Below are 20303 nucleotides of genomic sequence, written 5' to 3' on the forward strand. Positions count from 1 at the left end.
GGAAAAATTTGAACGTAATAAACCCCACGTAAACGTGGGAACCATTGGCCACGTTGACCATGGTAAAACCACCCTGACTGCGGCCATGTGTACCGTATTGTCCAAGAAATTTGGCGGTGCAGCGAAAAACTTCGCAGAAATCGACAATGCGCCAGAAGAGAAAGAGCGTGGTATCACCATCTCTACATCACACGTAGAGTACGAAACAGAAGCGCGTCACTACGCCCACGTTGATTGCCCGGGCCACGCCGATTATGTAAAAAACATGATCACCGGTGCGGCACAGATGGACGGCGCAATCCTTGTTTGTTCAGCGGCGGATGGCCCAATGCCACAAACCCGTGAGCACATCCTGTTATCACGTCAGGTAGGTGTACCAAAAATCGTTGTATTCTTAAACAAATGCGACATGGTAGACGACGAAGAGCTGTTAGAGCTGGTTGAAATGGAAGTGCGTGAGTTATTAGACGCTTACGAATTCCCAGGCGACGACACACCTGTTATTCAAGGTTCAGCGCTTAAAGCGTTAGAAGGCGACGCCGCTTACGAAGAAAAAATCGTAGAATTAGCGTTAGCGCTTGACGAGTACATTCCAGAGCCAGAGCGTGCGGTAGACCAACCGTTCTTGTTACCCATCGAAGACGTCTTCTCAATCTCAGGTCGTGGAACGGTTGTGACCGGACGTGTTGAGAGCGGTATCGTAAAAGTTGGCGAAGAAATCGAAATCGTGGGCATGAAAGACACCACCAAAACAACGGTAACCGGTGTTGAAATGTTCCGTAAACTTCTTGACGAAGGCCGTGCTGGCGACAACGTAGGTGTACTTTTACGTGGAACCAAGCGTGAAGACGTAGAGCGTGGTCAGGTATTGGCGCACACAGGTACCATTACGCCACACACCAAGTTCGAATCAGAAGTTTATGTATTATCAAAAGATGAAGGTGGTCGTCACACACCATTCTTCAAAGGGTATCGTCCACAGTTCTACTTCCGTACAACGGATGTGACTGGTGCGGTAGAATTACCCGAAGGCGTTGAAATGGTAATGCCTGGTGATAACATCAAAATGGTTGTTGAGCTTATTGCTCCAATCGCAATGGACGAAGGTCTTCGCTTTGCAATTCGCGAAGGTGGTCGTACTGTTGGTGCTGGTGTTGTTGCTAAAATTCTCGATTAAGACGTTTTAGTAAGACCTTCCGGTACTTGTGCCGGAAACAACAGGCCAGTAGCTCAATTGGCAGAGCAGCGGTCTCCAAAACCGCAGGTTGGGGGTTCGATTCCCTCCTGGCCTGCCAAATTCGCAAGGCTTAGTCTGAACCTTGAAAGAGGTGAAACAGACTACGGCCTTGCTTTGTATATATTAAAGGTAAATCAGACGTGAGTACTGAAGCAAATAATACATCATCTGGATTAGACGGAATAAAGTGGCTAGTTACGGTTCTACTGATTGGTGGAGCGATTTATGGTAACCACTATTTATCCCAGTTAGACTCAGTTTCTCTAATAATCCGAGTGGCTGTGGTTCTTGCTGCAATGATCCTTGCGTTAGTGGTTGCATCTACAACCGGAAAAGGCAAAACAGCGGTTAATTTTGCACGTGAGTCTCGAATGGAAATTCGAAAGGTTGTTTGGCCGACTCGTCAGGAAGCCATACAAACCACTTTGGTGATCGTGTTGTTTGTTGTTGTTGTCTCATTGTTTCTCTGGGGTGTTGATGCATTACTCGCCTGGGGCGTTAATTCAGTTATGAGCCTTTAGGGAGTTATCTATGTCAAAGCGATGGTATGTGGTTCAAGCGTATTCTGGCTATGAGTCTAAAGTTAAGATCATGCTTGAAGAACGGATCAAATTACACGAACTGGAAGATCGGTTTGGTGAGATTTTGGTTCCGACCGAAGAAGTCGTTGAGATGCGCGCTGGGCAAAAACGTAAGAGTGAACGTAAGTTTTTTCCAGGCTATGTTCTGGTTGAAATGGATATGGATGATGACTCTTGGCACTTGGTTCGTGAAACGCCTCGCGTCATGGGCTTTATCGGTGGAACATCGGATCGTCCTGCGCCTATTTCTGAGCGTGAAGCAAACGCAATATTACAACGCGTTGAAGACAGCAGTGATAAGCCTAAGCCTAAAACATTATTTGAGCCAGGTGAAGTTATCCGTGTGACTGACGGACCTTTTGCCGACTTTAATGCAACGGTTGAGTCGGTTAATTATGAAAAAAGCCGTCTTCAGGTATCCGTATTGATTTTTGGTCGTTCTACACCGGTCGAACTGGAGTTTGGTCAGGTCGAGAAAGGCTAGTAATTCGTTGGTTGGCCGTTTGAAATAAGCGGCGAGCAACAATGTGAACTAAACGGGGAGCCGAAAGGCGCTATTACCCAAATTGAGGTGAAACATGGCAAAGAAAGTACAAGCTTATATTAAGCTACAGGTTGCTGCCGGCATGGCCAACCCTAGTCCACCAGTTGGTCCTGCTTTGGGTCAACATGGTGTAAACATCATGGAATTTTGTAAAGCGTTCAACGCCGAAACAGACAAAGTTGAAAAAGGCTTACCTATTCCAGTTGTTATCACTGTTTATAACGATCGTAGTTTTACATTCGTTACTAAAACTCCACCAGCATCAGTGCTTATCAAGAAAGCATTGAACCTGAAATCTGGTAGTTCTCGTCCAAACACTGAAAAAGTGGGCAAGATCACTCGTGCGCAATTAGAAGAAATTGCCAAAATGAAAGAACCAGATCTAACGGCTGCCGATATGGACGCCGCCGTCAATACAATTGCTGGTACTGCGCGCTCAATGGGCGTAGATGTGGAGGGTTAGATAATGACTAAGTTAACAAAACGCGCTCGTTTGATTAAAGATAAAGTCGATAGCACTAAAATCTACGCAATAGAAGAAGCGATTGATTTATTAAAAGACGTTTCCAGTGTTAAGTTTGCTGAAAGTGTTGAAATTGCGATTAATCTTGGTATCGATCCTCGTAAATCGGATCAGGTAGTACGTGGTGCAACAGTACTTCCAAATGGTACGGGTAAAGATGTTCGTGTTGCAGTATTTACTCAGGGTGCAAACGCTGACGCTGCTAAAGAAGCCGGTGCTGACATCGTTGGTATGGATGATCTTGCTGACGAAGTTAAAAAAGGCAACATGGATTTTGACGTTGTTATTGCAAGCCCCGACGCCATGCGAGTGGTTGGTCAGTTAGGTCAAATCTTAGGCCCACGTGGTTTAATGCCAAATCCTAAAGTTGGAACGGTAACCCCAGATGTCGCGACTGCTGTTCAAAACGCAAAAGCGGGTCAGGTTCAGTATCGTGCCGACAAAAACGGTATCGTTCATGCGGCTATCGGTAAAATCAGTTTTGAAACCAATGCGATTAAAGAGAATATCGGTACTTTGATTTCTGCATTGAAAAAGGCTAAGCCTGCTTCGGCAAAAGGCACCTACATGAAGAAAATTTCATTATCTTCAACCATGGGCCCAGGCTTAACCATCGACCAAGCAACGATTGAAGTTGCGAAAGATTAAGCTTTTGACTCGCGAGAGCGAGACGGAGCTTGGGTTTCGGTCTTTTAATACGAAAGTTTAAAAGTCCGGAACCGTCAAAGACCGTAGGTGAGTATCAACAATTTGTTGTTTATTCTTAATCTTCCTGCGTAGACGGTGTAACCCGACTCAGACTTCTGGGACGGTTCATCGTATCGAATTTCAATTATTGATGTTTAATAATTGAAAAAATGTTAACCCTGACTTTTGCAGTTTAAAAGACAGGAAACACTGGAGGTGAACGAAAGTGGCACTTGGACTTGAAGGCAAAAAAGCGATAGTGGAAGAAGTAAGTGAAGTTGCTTCTAAAGCTTTATCTGCTGTTACTGCCGAGTACCGCGGAATGACAGTTGAGCAAATGACTGCATTACGTGTAAAAGCCCGTGAAACTAACGTCTATCTGAAAGTTATCAGAAATACGTTAGCAAAACGCGCTATTGAAGGTACCGAGTTCGCCTGCATGACTGATTCTTTAGTTGGTCCGGTAATTTGTGCATTTTCTTTGGAAGAACCTGGTGCTGCGGCACGATTAATTCATGAGTTCTCTAAAGAAGCGGACGCTTTAGTGGCTACATCTGTAGCTATTGGCGGACAATTACACGGTGCTGAGCAGCTTGAAGCTGTATCTAAACTACCAACCAAAGACGAAGCAATTGCTTCACTGATGCTCGTAATGAACGGACCAGTTACCAAACTGGCACGTACTTTAAACGAGTTCCCATCGCGCATTACTCGAGTAATCGCAGCGGTGAAAGATCAGAAGCAAGCGGCGTAATTTTTCGGTATTTCGAAAAGATTTGTTTTAAATTCAATTTTACCCAGGAGAAAGAGTCATGGCTCTATCTAAAGACGATATTTTAAATGCAATTGCTGACATGAGCGTAATGGAAGTTGTTGAGCTTGTTGAAGCAATGGAAGAGAAATTTGGCGTATCTGCGCAAGCGGCTGTTGCTGCTGCTCCAGCTGCTGGCGGTGACGCTGGTGCGGCTGCTGAAGAACAAACTGAGTTCGACGTAGTAATGAAAAGCTTTGGCGGTAACAAAGTTGCTGTTATCAAAGCTGTTCGTGGTGCGACTGGTCTTGGTCTTAAAGAAGCGAAAGATATGGTTGAAGGCGCGCCTGCAACTATTAAAGAAGCCGCTTCTAAAGAAGAAGCTGAAGAACTTAAAAAGCAGCTTGAAGAAGCAGGTGCTGAAGTCGAACTTAAGTAATTTAAGTTTGGCTATGGCGAGTTAAAGTCGCCAGACATTATCGGCTGAGTGCTGTTTTAGCGCTCGGCCGTTTTGCCGTTTTAAAAAAAGGCAATTTTTCAGATTGATACGGGCTTTACTAAAGGCACAAGATCTGAATTCATGCAGTCGACATCTTCGTATCAAATGTTGATTGATTGTATTACCCATGTAAGCTAACTGAGGAACCCAGATGGCGTATTCATACACAGAGAAAAAGCGTATCCGTAAGGATTTCGGGACTCGTAAGAAAATTCTTGATGTCCCTTACTTGCTTGCCACTCAGCTGGACTCTTATCGCTCATTTATAAATGAAGCGGATAAGACGGCCGACTCCGGACTGGATCAGGCGTTTAGATCTGTTTTTCCTATCGCTTCTTACTCCGGCTCTGCCGCACTAGAGTATGTAAGCTATCGACTAGGTGAACCTGTTTTTGATGTTAAAGAATGTCAGGTTCGAGGTGTTACTTACGCAGCACCATTGCGCGTAAAAATTCGCCTGGTTATTTATGATAAAGAATCAAAGACCGGTGCTGTAAAAGACATTCGTGAACAGGAAGTTTACATGGGCGAAATGCCGTTAATGACAGAAAACGGTACTTTTGTCATCAATGGCACCGAGCGAGTAATTGTATCTCAATTACATCGCTCTCCTGGTGTGTTCTTTGATTCCGATAAAGGAAAAACTCACTCTTCTGGTAAGTTACTGTATAACGCGCGTGTTATTCCTTATCGTGGGTCATGGTTAGATTTTGAGTTTGATCCAAAAGACGCGGTATTTGTTCGAATTGATCGACGTCGTAAACTACCGGCAACCATTTTATTACGTGCACTTGGTTACAATACCGAAGAGATCCTTGATATCTTCTTTGAAACCGACACGGTTAAAATTGATAAAGAAGGCAATGCCAAACTGGAGTTGATACCCGAGCGTTTACGCGGTGAAACACCAAGTTTTGATATTAAAGACAAAAAAGGGAAAGTCATTGTTGAAGAAGGCCGTCGGATAACCGTACGCCATATCAAACAAATGGAAAAGCAGGGGCTTAAACACCTTGATGTACCGACTGACTTTTTACTCGGTAAAGCCATTGCTAAAAACATCATCGATAAAGAAACCGGTGAGTTAGTGGTTGAAGCGAATGCTGAAATCACCGAAGAGTTGTTGGCCACCTTGGTTGAAAATTCAATTGATACGATTGAAACCTTATACACCAATGATCTGGACAGAGGTTCCTATATTTCAGATACATTGCGTGTTGATCCAACTCGTGAGCCATTAGACGCACTGGTTGAGATTTATCGAATGATGCGTCCTGGTGAGCCGCCTACAAAAGAAGCCGCTGAAGCATTATTCCATAATTTATTCTTCACCGAAGATCGATACGACCTGTCATCAGTCGGTCGAATGAAATTCAATCGTCGTGTGGATCGCGATGAGCTGGTTGGTCCGGGTGTGCTGTTTGACGGCAAATATTTCTCGGGCTTGAAAGATCAGTTTTCAAAAGAGTTAGTAGAAAAGCATAAAGATGAGTCTGACATCATCGAAGTTATTAAGACTTTGGTAGATATCCGAAACGGTATCGGTGTGGTCGATGATATCGATCATCTGGGCAACCGACGTATTCGAAGTGTTGGTGAGATGGCGGAGAATCAATTCCGTGTTGGTCTAGTTCGTGTTGAGCGTGCCGTTAAAGAGCGTTTGTCACAAGCTGAATCAGAAAACCTGATGCCACAAGACTTGATCAATGCAAAACCTGTGTCAGCCGCAATCAAAGAGTTCTTTGGTTCGTCTCAGTTGTCACAGTTTATGGATCAAAACAATCCTCTTTCTGAAGTGACCCATAAGCGTCGTGTCTCTGCATTAGGCCCTGGCGGTTTGACCCGTGAGCGAGCAGGCTTTGAAGTTCGTGACGTACATCCTACCCATTACGGTCGAGTTTGTCCTATCGAAACACCCGAAGGTCCAAACATTGGTTTGATTAACTCTCTGGCCTGTTATGCACGAACCAATGACTATGGTTTTCTTGAAAGTCCATATCGCCGAGTGGTTAACGGTAAGACAACAGAAGACGTTGATTATTTATCTGCCATCGACGAAGGCAAGTTTGTGGTTGCACAGGCTAATGCTAAAACCGATGACAAAGGCAATCTGAAAGACGATTTAGTGCCTTGCCGACATCAGGGTGAGTTTACTCTGACAACTCCGGACAAGGTTGAGTACATGGACGTTTCTCCGCAACAGATTGTTTCGGTTGCAGCGTCTATGATTCCGTTCCTTGAGCACGATGATGCGAACCGTGCATTGATGGGATCAAACATGCAACGTCAGGCTGTGCCAACGTTACGTGCTGAGAAACCATTAGTGGGTACCGGTATGGAACGTACCGTTGCCGTGGATTCCGGTGTGACCGTTAAAGCCAATCGTGGCGGCATCATCGACTCAGTTGATGCATCACGAATTGTTGTTCGCGTGCACGATGATGAAACTTCAACGGGTGATTCCGGTGTTGATATTTACAACCTGACCAAATACACCCGTTCAAATCAGAACACCTGTATCAATCAACGACCCATCGTTAGCCCGGGTGATGTGGTTGAGCGTGGCGATGTATTGGCCGATGGTCCATCAACCGACTTAGGTGAACTGGCTTTAGGTCAAAACCTTCTTGTGGCGTTTATGCCCTGGAATGGTTATAACTTTGAGGATTCCATCCTTATTTCTGAGCGTGTTGTTGAGGAAGACCGATTCACCAGCATTCACATTCAAGAACTGACCTGTATTGCTCGTGATACCAAACTTGGACCAGAAGAGATCACTGCTGACATTCCTAATGTTGGTGAGAGTGCTCTGTCTAAACTCGATGAAGCCGGTATCGTTTATATCGGTGCTGAAGTTAAGCCGGGCGATATTCTGGTGGGTAAAGTAACGCCTAAGGGTGAAACGCAATTAACCCCAGAAGAAAAACTTCTCAGAGCAATATTCGGTGAGAAAGCGAGTGATGTTAAAGATACGTCTTTACGCGTTTCTTCTGGCACCGTGGGTACTGTTATTGATGTACAGGTATTCACTCGTGACGGCGTTGATAAAGATTCTCGCGCCACAGAAATCGAAAACAGTGAAATCATTGCTGCGAAGAAAGATTTAAACGATCAGTTCCGTATCTTGGAAGGCAACATACATCAACGTGCTTATACTTTATTGGTTGGCGGCACGGTTGAAAAAGGACCTAACCGAATTAAGAAAGGTTCCAAGATCACCGAAGATTATTTGAAAGAGCTTGAAGCGTCACAGTGGTTAGAAGTTCAACTGCGTGATGAAGAGAAGCAACAGAAGCTTGAAGAGTTAACTCAGTACCTTGAAGAGCAACGCAAAGAGTTTGAAAAGAAACTTGAAATCAAGCGTATGAAAATCACTCAGGGTGATGATCTGGCTCCGGGCGTACTTAAGATAGTTAAAGTTTACATGGCGGTTAAACGTCGCGTACAACCCGGTGACAAAATGGCAGGACGTCATGGTAACAAAGGTGTTATCTCTAACATTGTTCCCGTAGAAGACATGCCATACCGTGACACGGGTGAGCCGGTTGATATTGTGCTTAACCCGTTGGGTGTACCGTCGCGTATGAACATCGGTCAGATTCTGGAAACCCACTTAGGTTGGGCTGCCAAAGGTCTTGGGCACAAAATTGGTGCGATGATGCAAGAAAAACAGGAAGTCGCAAAAATGCGCGAGTTCCTGGGTCAAGTGTACAACCATCGTGAAGAGCCGACAGTTGATCTGGACGCTATGACCGATGATGAAATTATGACCATGGCCAACAACCTGAAACTTGGTGTGCCAATGGCAACGCCGGTGTTCGATGGCGCAGCAGAAACCGAAATCAAGCACATGCTTGAACTGGCAGACTTGCCATCGTCGGGTCAAACCGATTTATACGACGGTCGAACTGGCGATAAGTTTGATCGCCCGGTTACCGTTGGCTATATGTACATGTTGAAACTGAATCATCTGGTTGATGACAAGATGCATGCGCGTTCAACGGGCTCTTACAGCCTGGTCACGCAGCAACCATTGGGCGGTAAAGCTCAGTTTGGTGGCCAGCGATTTGGTGAGATGGAAGTTTGGGCATTAGAAGCATACGGAGCGGCATATACGCTTCAGGAAATGCTTACGGTTAAATCCGATGATGTGAACGGTCGTACACGTATGTATAAAAACATCGTAGACGGTGATCATCGTATGGAGCCGGGAATGCCAGAATCCTTCAACGTACTGGTGAAGGAAATCCGCTCATTGGGTATCGACATTGAGCTCGAGGTCGAATAGGGAGTTTGAACTTTGATTGAGCCGCTAGAGCGGCTCACAACAAACTCTTAGTAACATTAACTCCCTAAAGGAGAATTGCTTTGAAAGACTTACTGAATTTCATTAAACAGCAAAACCAAACTCAAGAATTTGACCGAATTCGAATCGGTCTTGCGTCACCAGAAATGATCCGCAGCTGGTCATTTGGTGAGGTGAAAAAACCAGAAACCATCAACTACCGAACCTTCAAGCCGGAGCGTGATGGTTTATTCTGTGCCAAAATTTTTGGTCCAGTAAAAGATTACGAATGTTTGTGCGGTAAGTACAAACGAATGAAGCACCGCGGTGTGATCTGTGAAAAGTGTGGCGTTGAAGTCACCTTGGCAAAAGTTCGTCGTGATCGTATGGGTCATATTGAACTGGCGTGTCCGGTTGCACATATCTGGTTCTTAAAATCGTTACCATCTCGTATCGGTTTGTTAATGGACATGACCCTGCGCGATATCGAACGTGTGCTTTATTTTGAAGCCTTTGTGGTTATCGAACCCGGCATGACAACGCTTGAAAGCGGTCAGTTACTTACTGAAGAAGCCTACCTTGATGCGTTAGAAGAATTTGGTGATGAATTTGAAGCCAAAATGGGTGCCGAGGCGGTTCAAGAATTATTATCCAAGATTGATTTGGAAGAAGAAGCCGCATCACTGCGCGAAGAGATCCCGAATACCAATTCAGAAACCAAACTGAAAAAGTTAGGCAAGCGTCTGAAGTTACTGGAAGCCTTTCTGGATTCTGGCAACAATCCACAATGGATGATTATGACGGTTCTGCCAGTATTGCCACCTGATTTGCGTCCATTGGTTCCGCTGGAAGGTGGTCGATTTGCAACCTCTGATCTAAATGACTTGTATCGCCGGGTTATTAACCGTAATAACCGTTTGAAGCGTCTGTTGGACTTGAATGCACCAGACATCATTGTGCGCAATGAAAAGCGTATGCTGCAAGAAGCCGTGGATGCGTTACTGGATAATGGTCGTCGTGGCCGAGCCATCACCGGCTCCAATAAACGCCCATTAAAATCTTTGGCCGATATGATCAAAGGTAAACAGGGTCGTTTCCGTCAAAACTTGCTTGGTAAGCGTGTTGATTACTCAGGCCGTTCGGTAATCGTTGTTGGCCCAACCCTTAAATTGCATCAATGCGGTTTACCGAAAAAAATGGCGCTTGAATTATTCAAACCATTTATTTTTGGTAAGTTGGAATTGCGCGGTCTTGCGACAACGATCAAAGCAGCCAAGAAAATGGTTGAGCGCGAAGAAGCCGTGGTCTGGGATATTCTTGAAGAAGTCATCCGAGAGCATCCGGTGATGCTGAATCGTGCACCAACGCTTCACCGTTTAGGTATCCAGGCTTTTGAGCCGGTACTGATTGAAGGTAAAGCCATTCAGTTACACCCACTCGTATGTACGGCTTACAACGCCGACTTTGACGGTGACCAAATGGCGGTACACGTACCATTGACCATTGAAGCACAGCTTGAAGCGCGTGCGTTAATGATGTCCACCAACAATGTATTGTCACCCGCAAACGGTGAACCCATCATTGTTCCGACTCAGGACGTTGTACTTGGTTTGTACTTCATGACCCGTGACAAAGTTAATGTTACCGGTGAAGGGATGGTGTTTGCCGATACAGCCGAAGTATTGCGCGCCTATTCTTGTGGCAAAGCTGAATTGCACGCCAAAATTAAAGTACGCATTAACGAAACCACCATCGACGACGATGGCAATAAAACCACCGCTAATATACTGGTTGATACAACCGTTGGACGTTCTCTACTTTGGGAAATTGTACCGGCGGGCTTACCGTTTGAACTGATTAATCAGGCAATGACGAAAAAGACCATCTCTCGTCTGGTCAACGCTTGTTATCGTCAACTGGGTTTAAAAACCTCGGTTATCTTTGCCGATCACTTGATGTACACCGGTTATAAATACGCCACGCGTTCTGGTGCATCGGTTGGTATTAACGATATGGAAGTACCTGCTGTTAAAACTGAAATTATCGGAAAAGCAGAAGCCGAAGTTCGTGAAATTGAAGATCAATACGCCTCGGGTCTGGTAACACAGGGTGAGCGTTACAATAAAGTTGTTGATATCTGGTCTCACACCAATGAACAGGTCGCGAAAGCGATGATGGATAACCTTGCGATCGACAAAGTCGAAGACGCCGAAGGCAACATTGTTGACCAACCTTCGTTTAACTCCATCTTTATGATGGCGGACTCGGGCGCTCGTGGTAGTGCCGCACAGATTCGTCAGCTAGCGGGTATGCGTGGTTTGATGGCGAAACCGGATGGTTCCATCATCGAAAGTCCGATTAAAGCAAACTTCCGTGAAGGTCTTAACGTACTTGAATACTTCATCTCGACCCACGGTGCACGTAAAGGTTTGGCCGATACGGCATTGAAAACCGCTAACTCCGGTTATCTGACCCGTCGTCTGGTTGACGTGGCACAAGATCTGGTTATCACACAGGTTGACTGTGGCACCGAAGACGGTGTCGAAATGAAACCGCTTATTGAAGGCGGCGATGTTGTTGAGCCATTGCGTGAGCGTGTATTGGGACGAGTTGTTGCAGACCACGTTTACGTACCCGGTACCGATGACATCTTATGTGAAGCCAATACACTGCTTGATGAAGCCTGGGTTGAAGTGTTGGAAGAGCACAGTGTCGATCAGGTAAAAGTTCGCTCGGTCATCACCTGTGATACTCGCTACGGTGTTTGTGCCATGTGTTACGGTCGTGATTTGGCCCGTGGTCATATCATCAACCAGGGTGAGTCAGTCGGTGTTATTGCGGCACAGTCTATCGGTGAGCCAGGCACACAGTTAACCATGCGTACCTTCCACATTGGTGGAGCGGCTTCTCGGCAGTCAGCAGAGAATAACGTACAGGTTAAAAACGACGGTGTACTGAAACTGCACAATGCGAAAACCGTAACCCGTGACGATGGCCGACTGGTGATTGTATCGCGTTCCGCTGAGATCAATCTGATTGATGAATACGGTCGTGAGCGTGAGCGTTATAAAGTCCCTTATGGTGCTGTTTTAGAACATAAAGAAGGCAGCAAAGTCACCGGTGGTGAAGTTGTTGCTAACTGGGATCCGCATACGCACCCCATTATCACTGAGCTTAAAGGTAAAATTAAGTTCAAAGATTTGGTGGAAGGCGTCAACATGGATCGCCAGACCGATGAACTGACAGGCCTGAGCTCCATTGTGGTTACCGAGTCTAAAGCGCGTGGTAAAGGGGCCGATCTCAAGCCTATGATTTACCTGCTGGATACCGACGGCAACGAAATGAACTTGCCAAGCACGGACATTCCAGCGCAATACCTGTTACCGCCTAACTCTCTGGTTAACCTGGAAGATGGCGCTGAAGTAGGTATTGGTGATGCGATTGCCCGTATTCCTCAGGAAAGTTCTAAAACAAAAGATATTACCGGTGGTCTGCCACGGGTTGCTGACTTGTTCGAAGCGCGTAAGCCAAAAGAACCAGCTATTCTGGCGGAAATTTCCGGTACTGTGAGCTTTGGTAAAGAGACCAAAGGCAAGCGCCGTCTGGTGATTACACCACAAGAAGGCGATGTCTATGAAGAACTTATCCCGAAATGGCGTCACCTGAATGTGTTTGAAGGTGAAAAAGTCGAAAAAGGTGAGGTTGTGTCAGATGGCGCGGATAATCCTCATGACATTCTTCGTCTTAAAGGTATTCACGCTGTGGCAAACTATATCGTTAACGAAGTGCAGGAGGTTTACCGACTGCAAGGTGTTGGCATTAACGATAAACACATTGAAGTTATTATTCGTCAGATGCTGCGTAAATGTACCATTGCAGCACCGGGCGACAGTCGTTTCTTACAGGGCGAGCAATTAGAGTTTGTCCGTGTGCTTGAAGCAAATGATGCGCTAATCAAAGAAGGCAAAGAGCCTGCGGCGATCACCCGTGATCTGATGGGGATCACCAAAGCGTCATTGGCCACTGAGTCCTTTATTTCAGCGGCATCCTTCCAGGAAACCACACGGGTTCTTACGGAAGCGGCTGTAAGCGGAAAAGTCGATGACTTACGCGGTCTCAAAGAGAACGTTATCGTAGGTCGTCTGATTCCGGCGGGTACTGGTTTGAGTTATCACCAGGAACGTCGTAAACAATATCTGGAACAATCCTCTGACGATGCTCAGTCTTCGCTATCTGCTTCAGACGCAGAAAAAGCCCTGACTGAAGCGTTAAGCGGCAGCGATTCGGATATGTAATCGAGCAATGGGCGTGCTGCATTTGCGGCTCGCCTGATTGTTTATAAGACAGGGGCGGTCACTTTGTAACCGTATCGCCTTGACACAAATTGGCGCTCTCTATACAATGCCCGCCCTCAAAGGCAGGGCTCATAGGGGGTTTTGTCTTTTTGTAGTCTAGTTTTAAATCTAGGAGCTGGAGTTTAATTAATGGCAACTGTTAATCAGCTGGTACGCAAACCTCGTAAAAAGGTTATCAAGAAAAGTAACGTACCTGCACTTGAAGCTTGCCCGCAGAAGCGTGGTGTATGTACTCGTGTTTACACGACTACTCCGAAGAAACCAAATTCGGCACTTCGTAAAGTCGCTCGTGTGCGTTTAACAAACGGATACGAAGTAACGTCTTATATCGGCGGTGAAGGTCACAATTTGCAGGAACACAGTGTTGTAATGATCCGTGGTGGTCGTGTTAAAGACTTACCAGGTGTTCGTTATCACTGCGTACGTGGAACGCTTGACCTTGCAGGGGTTAAAGACCGCAAACAAGGTCGCTCGAAGTACGGAGCAAAACGACCTAAGTAATGCTTTGCATTATCTGGGACGTACCTAACTTATCCAGATTGTGAATCAATCTGAAACATAACATTCCATTCTTACAATTTGTTCGAATGTGAGTAAGGCCGGGCTAAACCGATATCCATCGTCAGTCCCGGGTTAACCTGAAGGAGCACATAAGATGCCAAGAAGACGCGTTATCGCAGCACGCGAAATCCTTCCTGATCCGAAGTTTGGATCACAGTTATTAGCAAAATTCATCAACATCATTATGGTTGACGGCAAGAAATCTGTTGCCGAGCGAATCGTATACGGTGCGATGGATATTATAGCTGAGAAGAAAAAAACGGAAGGACTGCCTGCTTTTGAAGAAGGTCTGGATAAAATCCGCCCTCTTGTTGAAGTTAAATCACGCCGTGTAGGTGGTTCCACCTATCAGGTGCCGGTTGAAGTTCGTCCAGCTCGTCAAACGGCGCTTGCAATGCGTTGGTTGGTTGAAGCTTCACGTAAGCGTGGCGAAAAATCCATGAAAGAGCGCTTAGCAAACGAATTGTTGGATGCGATGGAAAATCGTGGTTCAGCGGTTAAAAAGCGTGAAGATGTTCACCGTATGGCAGAAGCAAATAAAGCATTTGCTCACTACCGTTGGTAAGCGATCGCTTTTGCGATCGGTAATCGTTTTGGTTATTACCACTTTGATGACTATGGTTACAGCAGCACACATAATGACGAGAGGTTTCTGTCGTGGCGCGTAAAACTCCCATTGAGCGATATCGTAATATAGGAATTTGTGCCCACGTGGATGCGGGTAAAACCACCACCACTGAACGCGTTCTGTTTTATACCGGTCTGTCACATAAGATCGGTGAAGTCCATGATGGCGCTGCCACCATGGACTGGATGGAGCAAGAGCAGGAACGTGGTATTACCATTACCTCGGCAGCGACCACGACATTTTGGCGTGGTATGGATGCTCAGTACCCTGAACACCGCATCAATATTATTGATACTCCGGGACACGTTGACTTCACTATCGAAGTTGAACGTTCGTTGCGAGTACTCGATGGTGCGGTAGTGGTTTTCTGTGGCTCATCAGGTGTTGAGCCTCAGTCCGAAACGGTTTGGCGACAAGCCGATAAATACTCAGTTCCGCGCATGGTCTTTGTGAATAAGATGGACCGTGCCGGCGCTGATTTTTTGCGTGTGGTCGATCAAATAAAAAATCGATTAGGCGCACGTCCGGTTCCGGTGCAATTACCCATTGGCGCAGAAGATGAGTTTGAAGGGGTCGTAGACCTGCTGAAAATGAAAGCCATTTACTGGAGCGAAGACGACAAAGGCATGACCTTTGAATACCGTGACATTCCAGAAAACATGCAAAGTGAATGTGATGAGTGGCGTAGCCACATGGTTGAAGCTGCGGCTGAAGCCTCAGAAGAATTAATGGACAAATACCTGGACTCAGGCGAGCTGTCCGAAGATGAGATTAAAAAAGGATTGCGCATTCAAACATTGGCGAATGAGCTGGTGATTGCCATGTGCGGTTCTGCGTTTAAAAATAAAGGTGTGCAGGCGGTATTAGATGGCGTAATTGATTATATGCCCGCGCCTGTGGATGTAAAAGCAATAACCGGTGTGCTGGAAGATGGCGAAACCCTTGAAGAACGTCCGGCCGACGACAAGGCTCCTTTTGCTGCATTAGCGTTTAAAATAGCCACCGATCCGTTTGTTGGAACCTTAACCTTTTTCCGAGTGTATTCTGGTACGTTAAAAAGTGGCGATCAGGTTTTTAACTCCGTAAAAGAGAAAAAAGAGCGCATTGGCCGAATCGTTCAAATGCACTCCAACAGTCGAGAAGAATTAAAAGAAGTACTTGCCGGTGATATTGCCGCAGGCATTGGCTTAAAAGATGTCACCACCGGCGAAACTCTCTGCTCGATGGATCATAAAATTATCCTTGAGCGTATGGAGTTTCCTGAACCGGTAATATCGGTCGCCGTGGAACCTAAAACCATCGCCGATCAAGATAAAATGAGCATGGCGCTTAGCAAGTTAGCGCAAGAAGATCCATCATTCCGTGTCGAGACCGATGAAGAGTCCGGGCAAACGATTATTTCTGGCATGGGTGAGTTACATCTGGATATTATCGTTGATCGAATGAAGCGAGAATTTAATGTTGTTGCCAATATCGGTAAGCCTCAAGTGGCGTACCGGGAATGTTTGCGACAAGCGGTCGAACAAGAAGGCAAGTTTGTTCGTCAGTCAGGCGGTCGTGGTCAGTACGGTCATGTCTGGTTGAAAATAGAGCCACAAGAATCTGGCTTTGGTTACGAATTTGTTAATGAAATTGTGGGTGGTTCGGTACCCAAAGAATACATTCCGGCTGTCGATAAAGGCATTCAGGAACAAATGCAAAACGGCGTGCTGGCCGGTTATCCCGTGCTGGACGTAAAAGTTACCTTATTTGACGGCTCCTATCACGATGTCGACTCGAATGAAATGGCATTTAAAATAGCAGGCTCCATGGGGTTCCGGGCGGGTGCGTTAAAAGCAAAACCAGCATTGCTCGAACCGATGATGAAAGTTGAAGTGGTTTCCCCAGAAGATTACATGGGAGACGTTATGGGCGACTTAAACCGTCGTCGTGGAATGGTGCAAGGTATGGACGACGGTGTCGGCGGCATAAAAATAATCCGTGCTGAAGTGCCCTTGTCAGAAATGTTCGGCTACGCCACTGATTTACGCAGTGCGACACAGGGGCGAGCCAGTTACTCGATGGAATTCTTCAAGTACGCAGAAGCGCCATCGAACATCGCAGAATCAATCATTAACGGTTAACTTTTACTTTTAATATTAAAACACACACAGAGGGTATCTCATGTCTAAAGAAAAATTTGAACGTAATAAACCCCACGTAAACGTGGGAACCATTGGCCACGTTGACCATGGTAAAACCACCCTGACTGCGGCCATGTGTACCGTATTGTCCAAGAAATTTGGCGGTGCAGCGAAAAACTTCGCAGAAATCGACAATGCGCCAGAAGAGAAAGAGCGTGGTATCACCATCTCTACATCACACGTAGAGTACGAAACAGAAGCGCGTCACTACGCCCACGTTGATTGCCCGGGCCACGCCGATTATGTAAAAAACATGATCACCGGTGCGGCACAGATGGACGGCGCAATCCTTGTTTGTTCAGCGGCGGATGGCCCAATGCCACAAACCCGTGAGCACATCCTGTTATCACGTCAGGTAGGTGTACCAAAAATCGTTGTATTCTTAAACAAATGCGACATGGTAGACGACGAAGAGTTGTTAGAGTTGGTTGAAATGGAAGTGCGTGAGTTATTAGACGCTTACGAATTCCCAGGCGACGACACACCTGTTATTCAAGGTTCAGCGCTTAAAGCGTTAGAAGGCGACGCCGCTTACGAAGAAAAAATCGTAGAATTAGCGTTAGCGCTTGACGAGTACATTCCAGAGCCAGAGCGTGCGGTAGACCAACCGTTCTTGTTACCCATCGAAGACGTCTTCTCAATCTCAGGTCGTGGAACGGTTGTGACCGGACGTGTTGAGAGCGGTATCGTAAAAGTTGGCGAAGAAATCGAAATCGTGGGCATGAAAGACACCACCAAAACAACGGTAACCGGTGTTGAAATGTTCCGTAAACTTCTTGACGAAGGCCGTGCTGGCGACAACGTAGGTGTACTTCTACGTGGAACCAAGCGTGAAGACGTAGAGCGTGGTCAGGTATTGGCGCACACAGGTACGATTACGCCACACACCAAGTTCGAGTCAGAAGTTTATGTATTATCAAAAGATGAAGGTGGTCGTCACACACCATTCTTCAAAGGGTATCGTCCACAGTTCTACTTCCGTACAACGGATGTGACTGGTGCGGTAGAATTACCCGAAGGCGTTGAAATGGTAATGCCTGGTGATAACATCAAAATGGTTGTTGAGCTTATTGCTCCAATCGCAATGGACGAAGGTCTTCGCTTTGCAATTCGCGAAGGTGGTCGTACTGTTGGTGCTGGTGTTGTTGCTAAAATTCTGGACTAATTTATTTAGCTCGAAAATTTATCAGTATATAAAAGGGCGCTCATTGAGCGCCCTTTTTTATGGTTTGTATTAAGTCTGCTTTTTTAAACAGTAAATCTATAGTAATTAATAGTTAACCTTTCTTCGATCAAAGCTCTGGCCCTTTCTATTTGTAAAAATTACAGTTTCAGCAATTAAAACTTTAAATATCTCAAAAAGTAGGTATTATTGCGTTTTTTTGGACATCTATCTTATTTGAATGGAGTTATAAAAATATGAAACTAAAAATATTTATATCTATTGTTGCTATTGTCATTCTTTCTGGCTGCAGTACGTTAACACCGGAACAGCGTTTTCCAAACTTTGCCAAGCAAGTCGGTACAGTTAAATCTATCGATGTAGTCGTTGATGCGACAGTTTTATCTGATATTAATGGCGATAATATTGGTTTTAATTTAAAGAAAAATCAAATCGCGCGGGAGCAGGTTGCAACTTCAATTCGTTCAGAGTTTAACAAAAAGGGCATTGAGGCAAACATTATTTTTGCCAGTAGTGGACTATTTATAGAGCCCTCAAAAGAAGAAAGTGAGACAAAGTTTGTATTGTCTGATGATTGGAAAGAGACCGGAGAAGTATTTGTCGAACCTGTTGCAAGTAACAGTGAGTCAGTCTGGTTAACAGAGAAAGGGAAGAAGCTACTTAAAAAGATCAGCTCTCGTGGATTAGTTGAAAATAAGTCGGAGAAAAGCGACAAGGCGGAGAAGCGCTATAAAGAAAAAGTAGCGAGTACACCAAAGGTGACGGCTGCAGATATCCCAGAGTCAGTGAGCTTGCTATCTTCAGATTTATTAGCGGTTATTCGTTATTCTGCGAATGAAGTGAGTACAGGGAAAAGTGTAGGCGCTGGAATTGCGACAGGAATTTTAACGGCGGTTCTAACGGGTGGAATGTATGTAAGTGTCTCCATGCCAGTTTCATCGATGAATATTGATGCAACTCTGTTTGATCTGAGTAAGAGTGATGTTGTTTGGAGTAATAATCTCTATTTACAAGGTGCGCAAGTTGATACAGAAGTGGTAAGTCCAAATGTAGTTACTCTGTTAGGGCCATTACCTTCTGCAATTGCAGATACGGCATTAGAAAAAACTGATTTGGAAGCTAATCGCTAGAGTTCAAAGGGCAGGTTAAAAAGTCCTGATATTTTAAATTATGGAGTAAAATTTCATTAGTAGCTATTTTGCTCAATAGCTTAAAACAGGAAAGTAACAAAATAGCCCTCCCGAATAATATTAAGGTAGGGCTTATAATTCTACACTGTTATTACAAGTTTGAAATTTAAGTTAAGAAGAGAAAGGAAATGAGAAATATTGTTTTTGTTATATTAGCAACTGCTCTTGCTCAACCCGTGTTAGCAGAGAATTCGAGCTCGTTTAGCGCTGGCTGGTATGGTGATATTCACCTAGGGCAAACCGGCACGTCTTTAAAGCAAGGAGAGCAAAGCTTTGATTTTTTATCCATCGGTGGTTCCTATGGTTATCAATATAATGAGTATTTTGCCGCTGAATTTTTTGGTTCTTTTGCTACTGATGGCGAGCATGACGATATCATGAGTGCAATCCTCGGACAGGAAGCTAAGGTGAAATTCGATGCTATTGGTGCATACTTGGTGGGCAAAACTCATGGGAAATATTATTTAAAAGCTCGAGTTGGGTTAATTAATTCAAGATTCACATATTCCGCGGGAGGTTTTGAGGATGAAACTGGTAGTGATACCGGCTTTTCCTACGGATTTGGAGCCGGAGTAAGCCTAGAGAAGGTTAATATCGAGCTTAATTATCTTCAATTTCCGGATGTGGACGATCCTCTTTTTAACTCAACAAGCTATGAATCGGATCAGCTTACAATTTCTATCGGAACACAATTTTAAAATACAATAAATAAATTCTACTAGCTCAGATTTAAACCGACAGTTACCCGTTTCATTTATCGTTGTCTGTCATTTTAAATCTGAGCTAAATTTTTCTCATCCGAAATTTCTTCTCATCCTTTTGTATTTCAACAGCCATTCGATTGCAGTTCACTTACCTTGACGGGTGCGTTCATTATTGTAGTAGTTCATCCGGTCGCCCAGATCCTTTTGTAATTCTTTTAATATACCGTAAGCTTTTTATGTAATGAGACTGGATAGGACTCATTTAGGATTGTTTTATGGAAACGCTCATATATATCATTGATTTGCGGTGACATAACCTTCGTCTTTGTGTGTTCGATATCATTGATTGTCAAATGAAGCTGGTAATCAAAAGGAATAATAGAAAAGTGGGG

Annotated in this window: 15 protein-coding genes, 1 tRNA gene and 1 pseudogene; 16 read left to right on the forward strand and 1 reads right to left on the reverse strand. The window is 45.0% G+C overall.

The window, feature by feature from the left end:
• The 16 genes from tuf (C8D97_RS00055) to C8D97_RS00130 form a co-directional block, all read left to right on the forward strand.
• Window positions 1–1177, forward strand: a 1177-nt coding sequence (gene tuf / locus C8D97_RS00055) for an elongation factor Tu (RefSeq protein ID WP_109761293.1), incomplete at its 5' end; no start/stop codon positions are given.
• Window positions 1178–1219: 42 nt separating this feature from the next.
• A tRNA-Trp gene (locus C8D97_RS00060) sits at window positions 1220–1295 on the forward strand.
• Between the two features lie 82 nt (window positions 1296–1377).
• On the forward strand, window positions 1378–1758 hold the full coding sequence (secE, locus tag C8D97_RS00065; protein WP_109761294.1) for a preprotein translocase subunit SecE: 381 nt from the start codon (window positions 1378–1380) through the stop codon (window positions 1756–1758).
• Window positions 1759–1768: 10 nt separating this feature from the next.
• Complete coding sequence (nusG, locus tag C8D97_RS00070) at window positions 1769–2302, forward strand: transcription termination/antitermination protein NusG (RefSeq protein ID WP_109761295.1); 534 nt, start codon at window positions 1769–1771, stop codon at window positions 2300–2302.
• 94 nt (window positions 2303–2396) lie between these two features.
• Window positions 2397–2825 carry a 50S ribosomal protein L11 gene (rplK, locus tag C8D97_RS00075; protein ID WP_109761296.1) on the forward strand — a complete coding sequence of 143 codons (429 nt, stop codon included), beginning with the start codon at window positions 2397–2399 and terminating at the stop codon, window positions 2823–2825.
• 3 nt (window positions 2826–2828) lie between these two features.
• On the forward strand, window positions 2829–3533 hold the full coding sequence (rplA, locus tag C8D97_RS00080) for a 50S ribosomal protein L1 (RefSeq protein WP_109761297.1): 705 nt from the start codon (window positions 2829–2831) through the stop codon (window positions 3531–3533).
• Window positions 3534–3798: 265 nt separating this feature from the next.
• Window positions 3799–4326, forward strand: coding sequence for a 50S ribosomal protein L10 (rplJ, locus tag C8D97_RS00085; protein ID WP_109761298.1), 528 nt, complete (start codon window positions 3799–3801; stop codon window positions 4324–4326).
• 58 nt (window positions 4327–4384) lie between these two features.
• Window positions 4385–4762, forward strand: coding sequence for a 50S ribosomal protein L7/L12 (rplL, locus tag C8D97_RS00090; RefSeq protein ID WP_109761299.1), 378 nt, complete (start codon window positions 4385–4387; stop codon window positions 4760–4762).
• Between the two features lie 211 nt (window positions 4763–4973).
• A complete protein-coding gene (gene rpoB, locus C8D97_RS00095; RefSeq protein ID WP_109761300.1) occupies window positions 4974–9110 on the forward strand; it encodes a DNA-directed RNA polymerase subunit beta in 4137 nt (1378 codons plus the stop codon).
• Window positions 9111–9190: 80 nt separating this feature from the next.
• Window positions 9191–13402, forward strand: coding sequence for a DNA-directed RNA polymerase subunit beta' (rpoC, locus tag C8D97_RS00100; RefSeq protein WP_109761301.1), 4212 nt, complete (start codon window positions 9191–9193; stop codon window positions 13400–13402).
• A 189-nt stretch (window positions 13403–13591) separates the two neighbouring features.
• Window positions 13592–13963 carry a 30S ribosomal protein S12 gene (gene rpsL / locus C8D97_RS00105; RefSeq protein ID WP_109761302.1) on the forward strand — a complete coding sequence of 124 codons (372 nt, stop codon included), beginning with the start codon at window positions 13592–13594 and terminating at the stop codon, window positions 13961–13963.
• A 154-nt stretch (window positions 13964–14117) separates the two neighbouring features.
• Entirely contained in the window at window positions 14118–14588 is a 471-nt protein-coding gene (gene rpsG / locus C8D97_RS00110; protein ID WP_109761303.1) for a 30S ribosomal protein S7, read from the forward strand.
• 92 nt (window positions 14589–14680) lie between these two features.
• On the forward strand, window positions 14681–16774 hold the full coding sequence (gene fusA / locus C8D97_RS00115; RefSeq protein WP_109761304.1) for an elongation factor G: 2094 nt from the start codon (window positions 14681–14683) through the stop codon (window positions 16772–16774).
• Window positions 16775–16814: 40 nt separating this feature from the next.
• On the forward strand, window positions 16815–17999 hold the full coding sequence (gene tuf / locus C8D97_RS00120) for an elongation factor Tu (RefSeq protein ID WP_109761305.1): 1185 nt from the start codon (window positions 16815–16817) through the stop codon (window positions 17997–17999).
• A 254-nt stretch (window positions 18000–18253) separates the two neighbouring features.
• Entirely contained in the window at window positions 18254–19147 is an 894-nt protein-coding gene (locus C8D97_RS00125; RefSeq protein WP_109761306.1) for a hypothetical protein, read from the forward strand.
• A 188-nt stretch (window positions 19148–19335) separates the two neighbouring features.
• On the forward strand, window positions 19336–19905 hold the full coding sequence (locus C8D97_RS00130; protein WP_109761307.1) for an outer membrane beta-barrel protein: 570 nt from the start codon (window positions 19336–19338) through the stop codon (window positions 19903–19905).
• Window positions 19906–19979: 74 nt separating this feature from the next.
• Here the strand turns inward: C8D97_RS00130 and C8D97_RS00135 are convergent.
• Window positions 19980–20279, reverse strand: a pseudogene (locus tag C8D97_RS00135) (IS481 family transposase); the annotation flags it as partial.
• Window positions 20280–20303 lie beyond the last annotated feature (24 nt).

The organism is Pleionea mediterranea (assembly GCF_003148745.1).
GTDB lineage: Bacteria > Pseudomonadota > Gammaproteobacteria > Enterobacterales > Kangiellaceae > Pleionea > Pleionea mediterranea.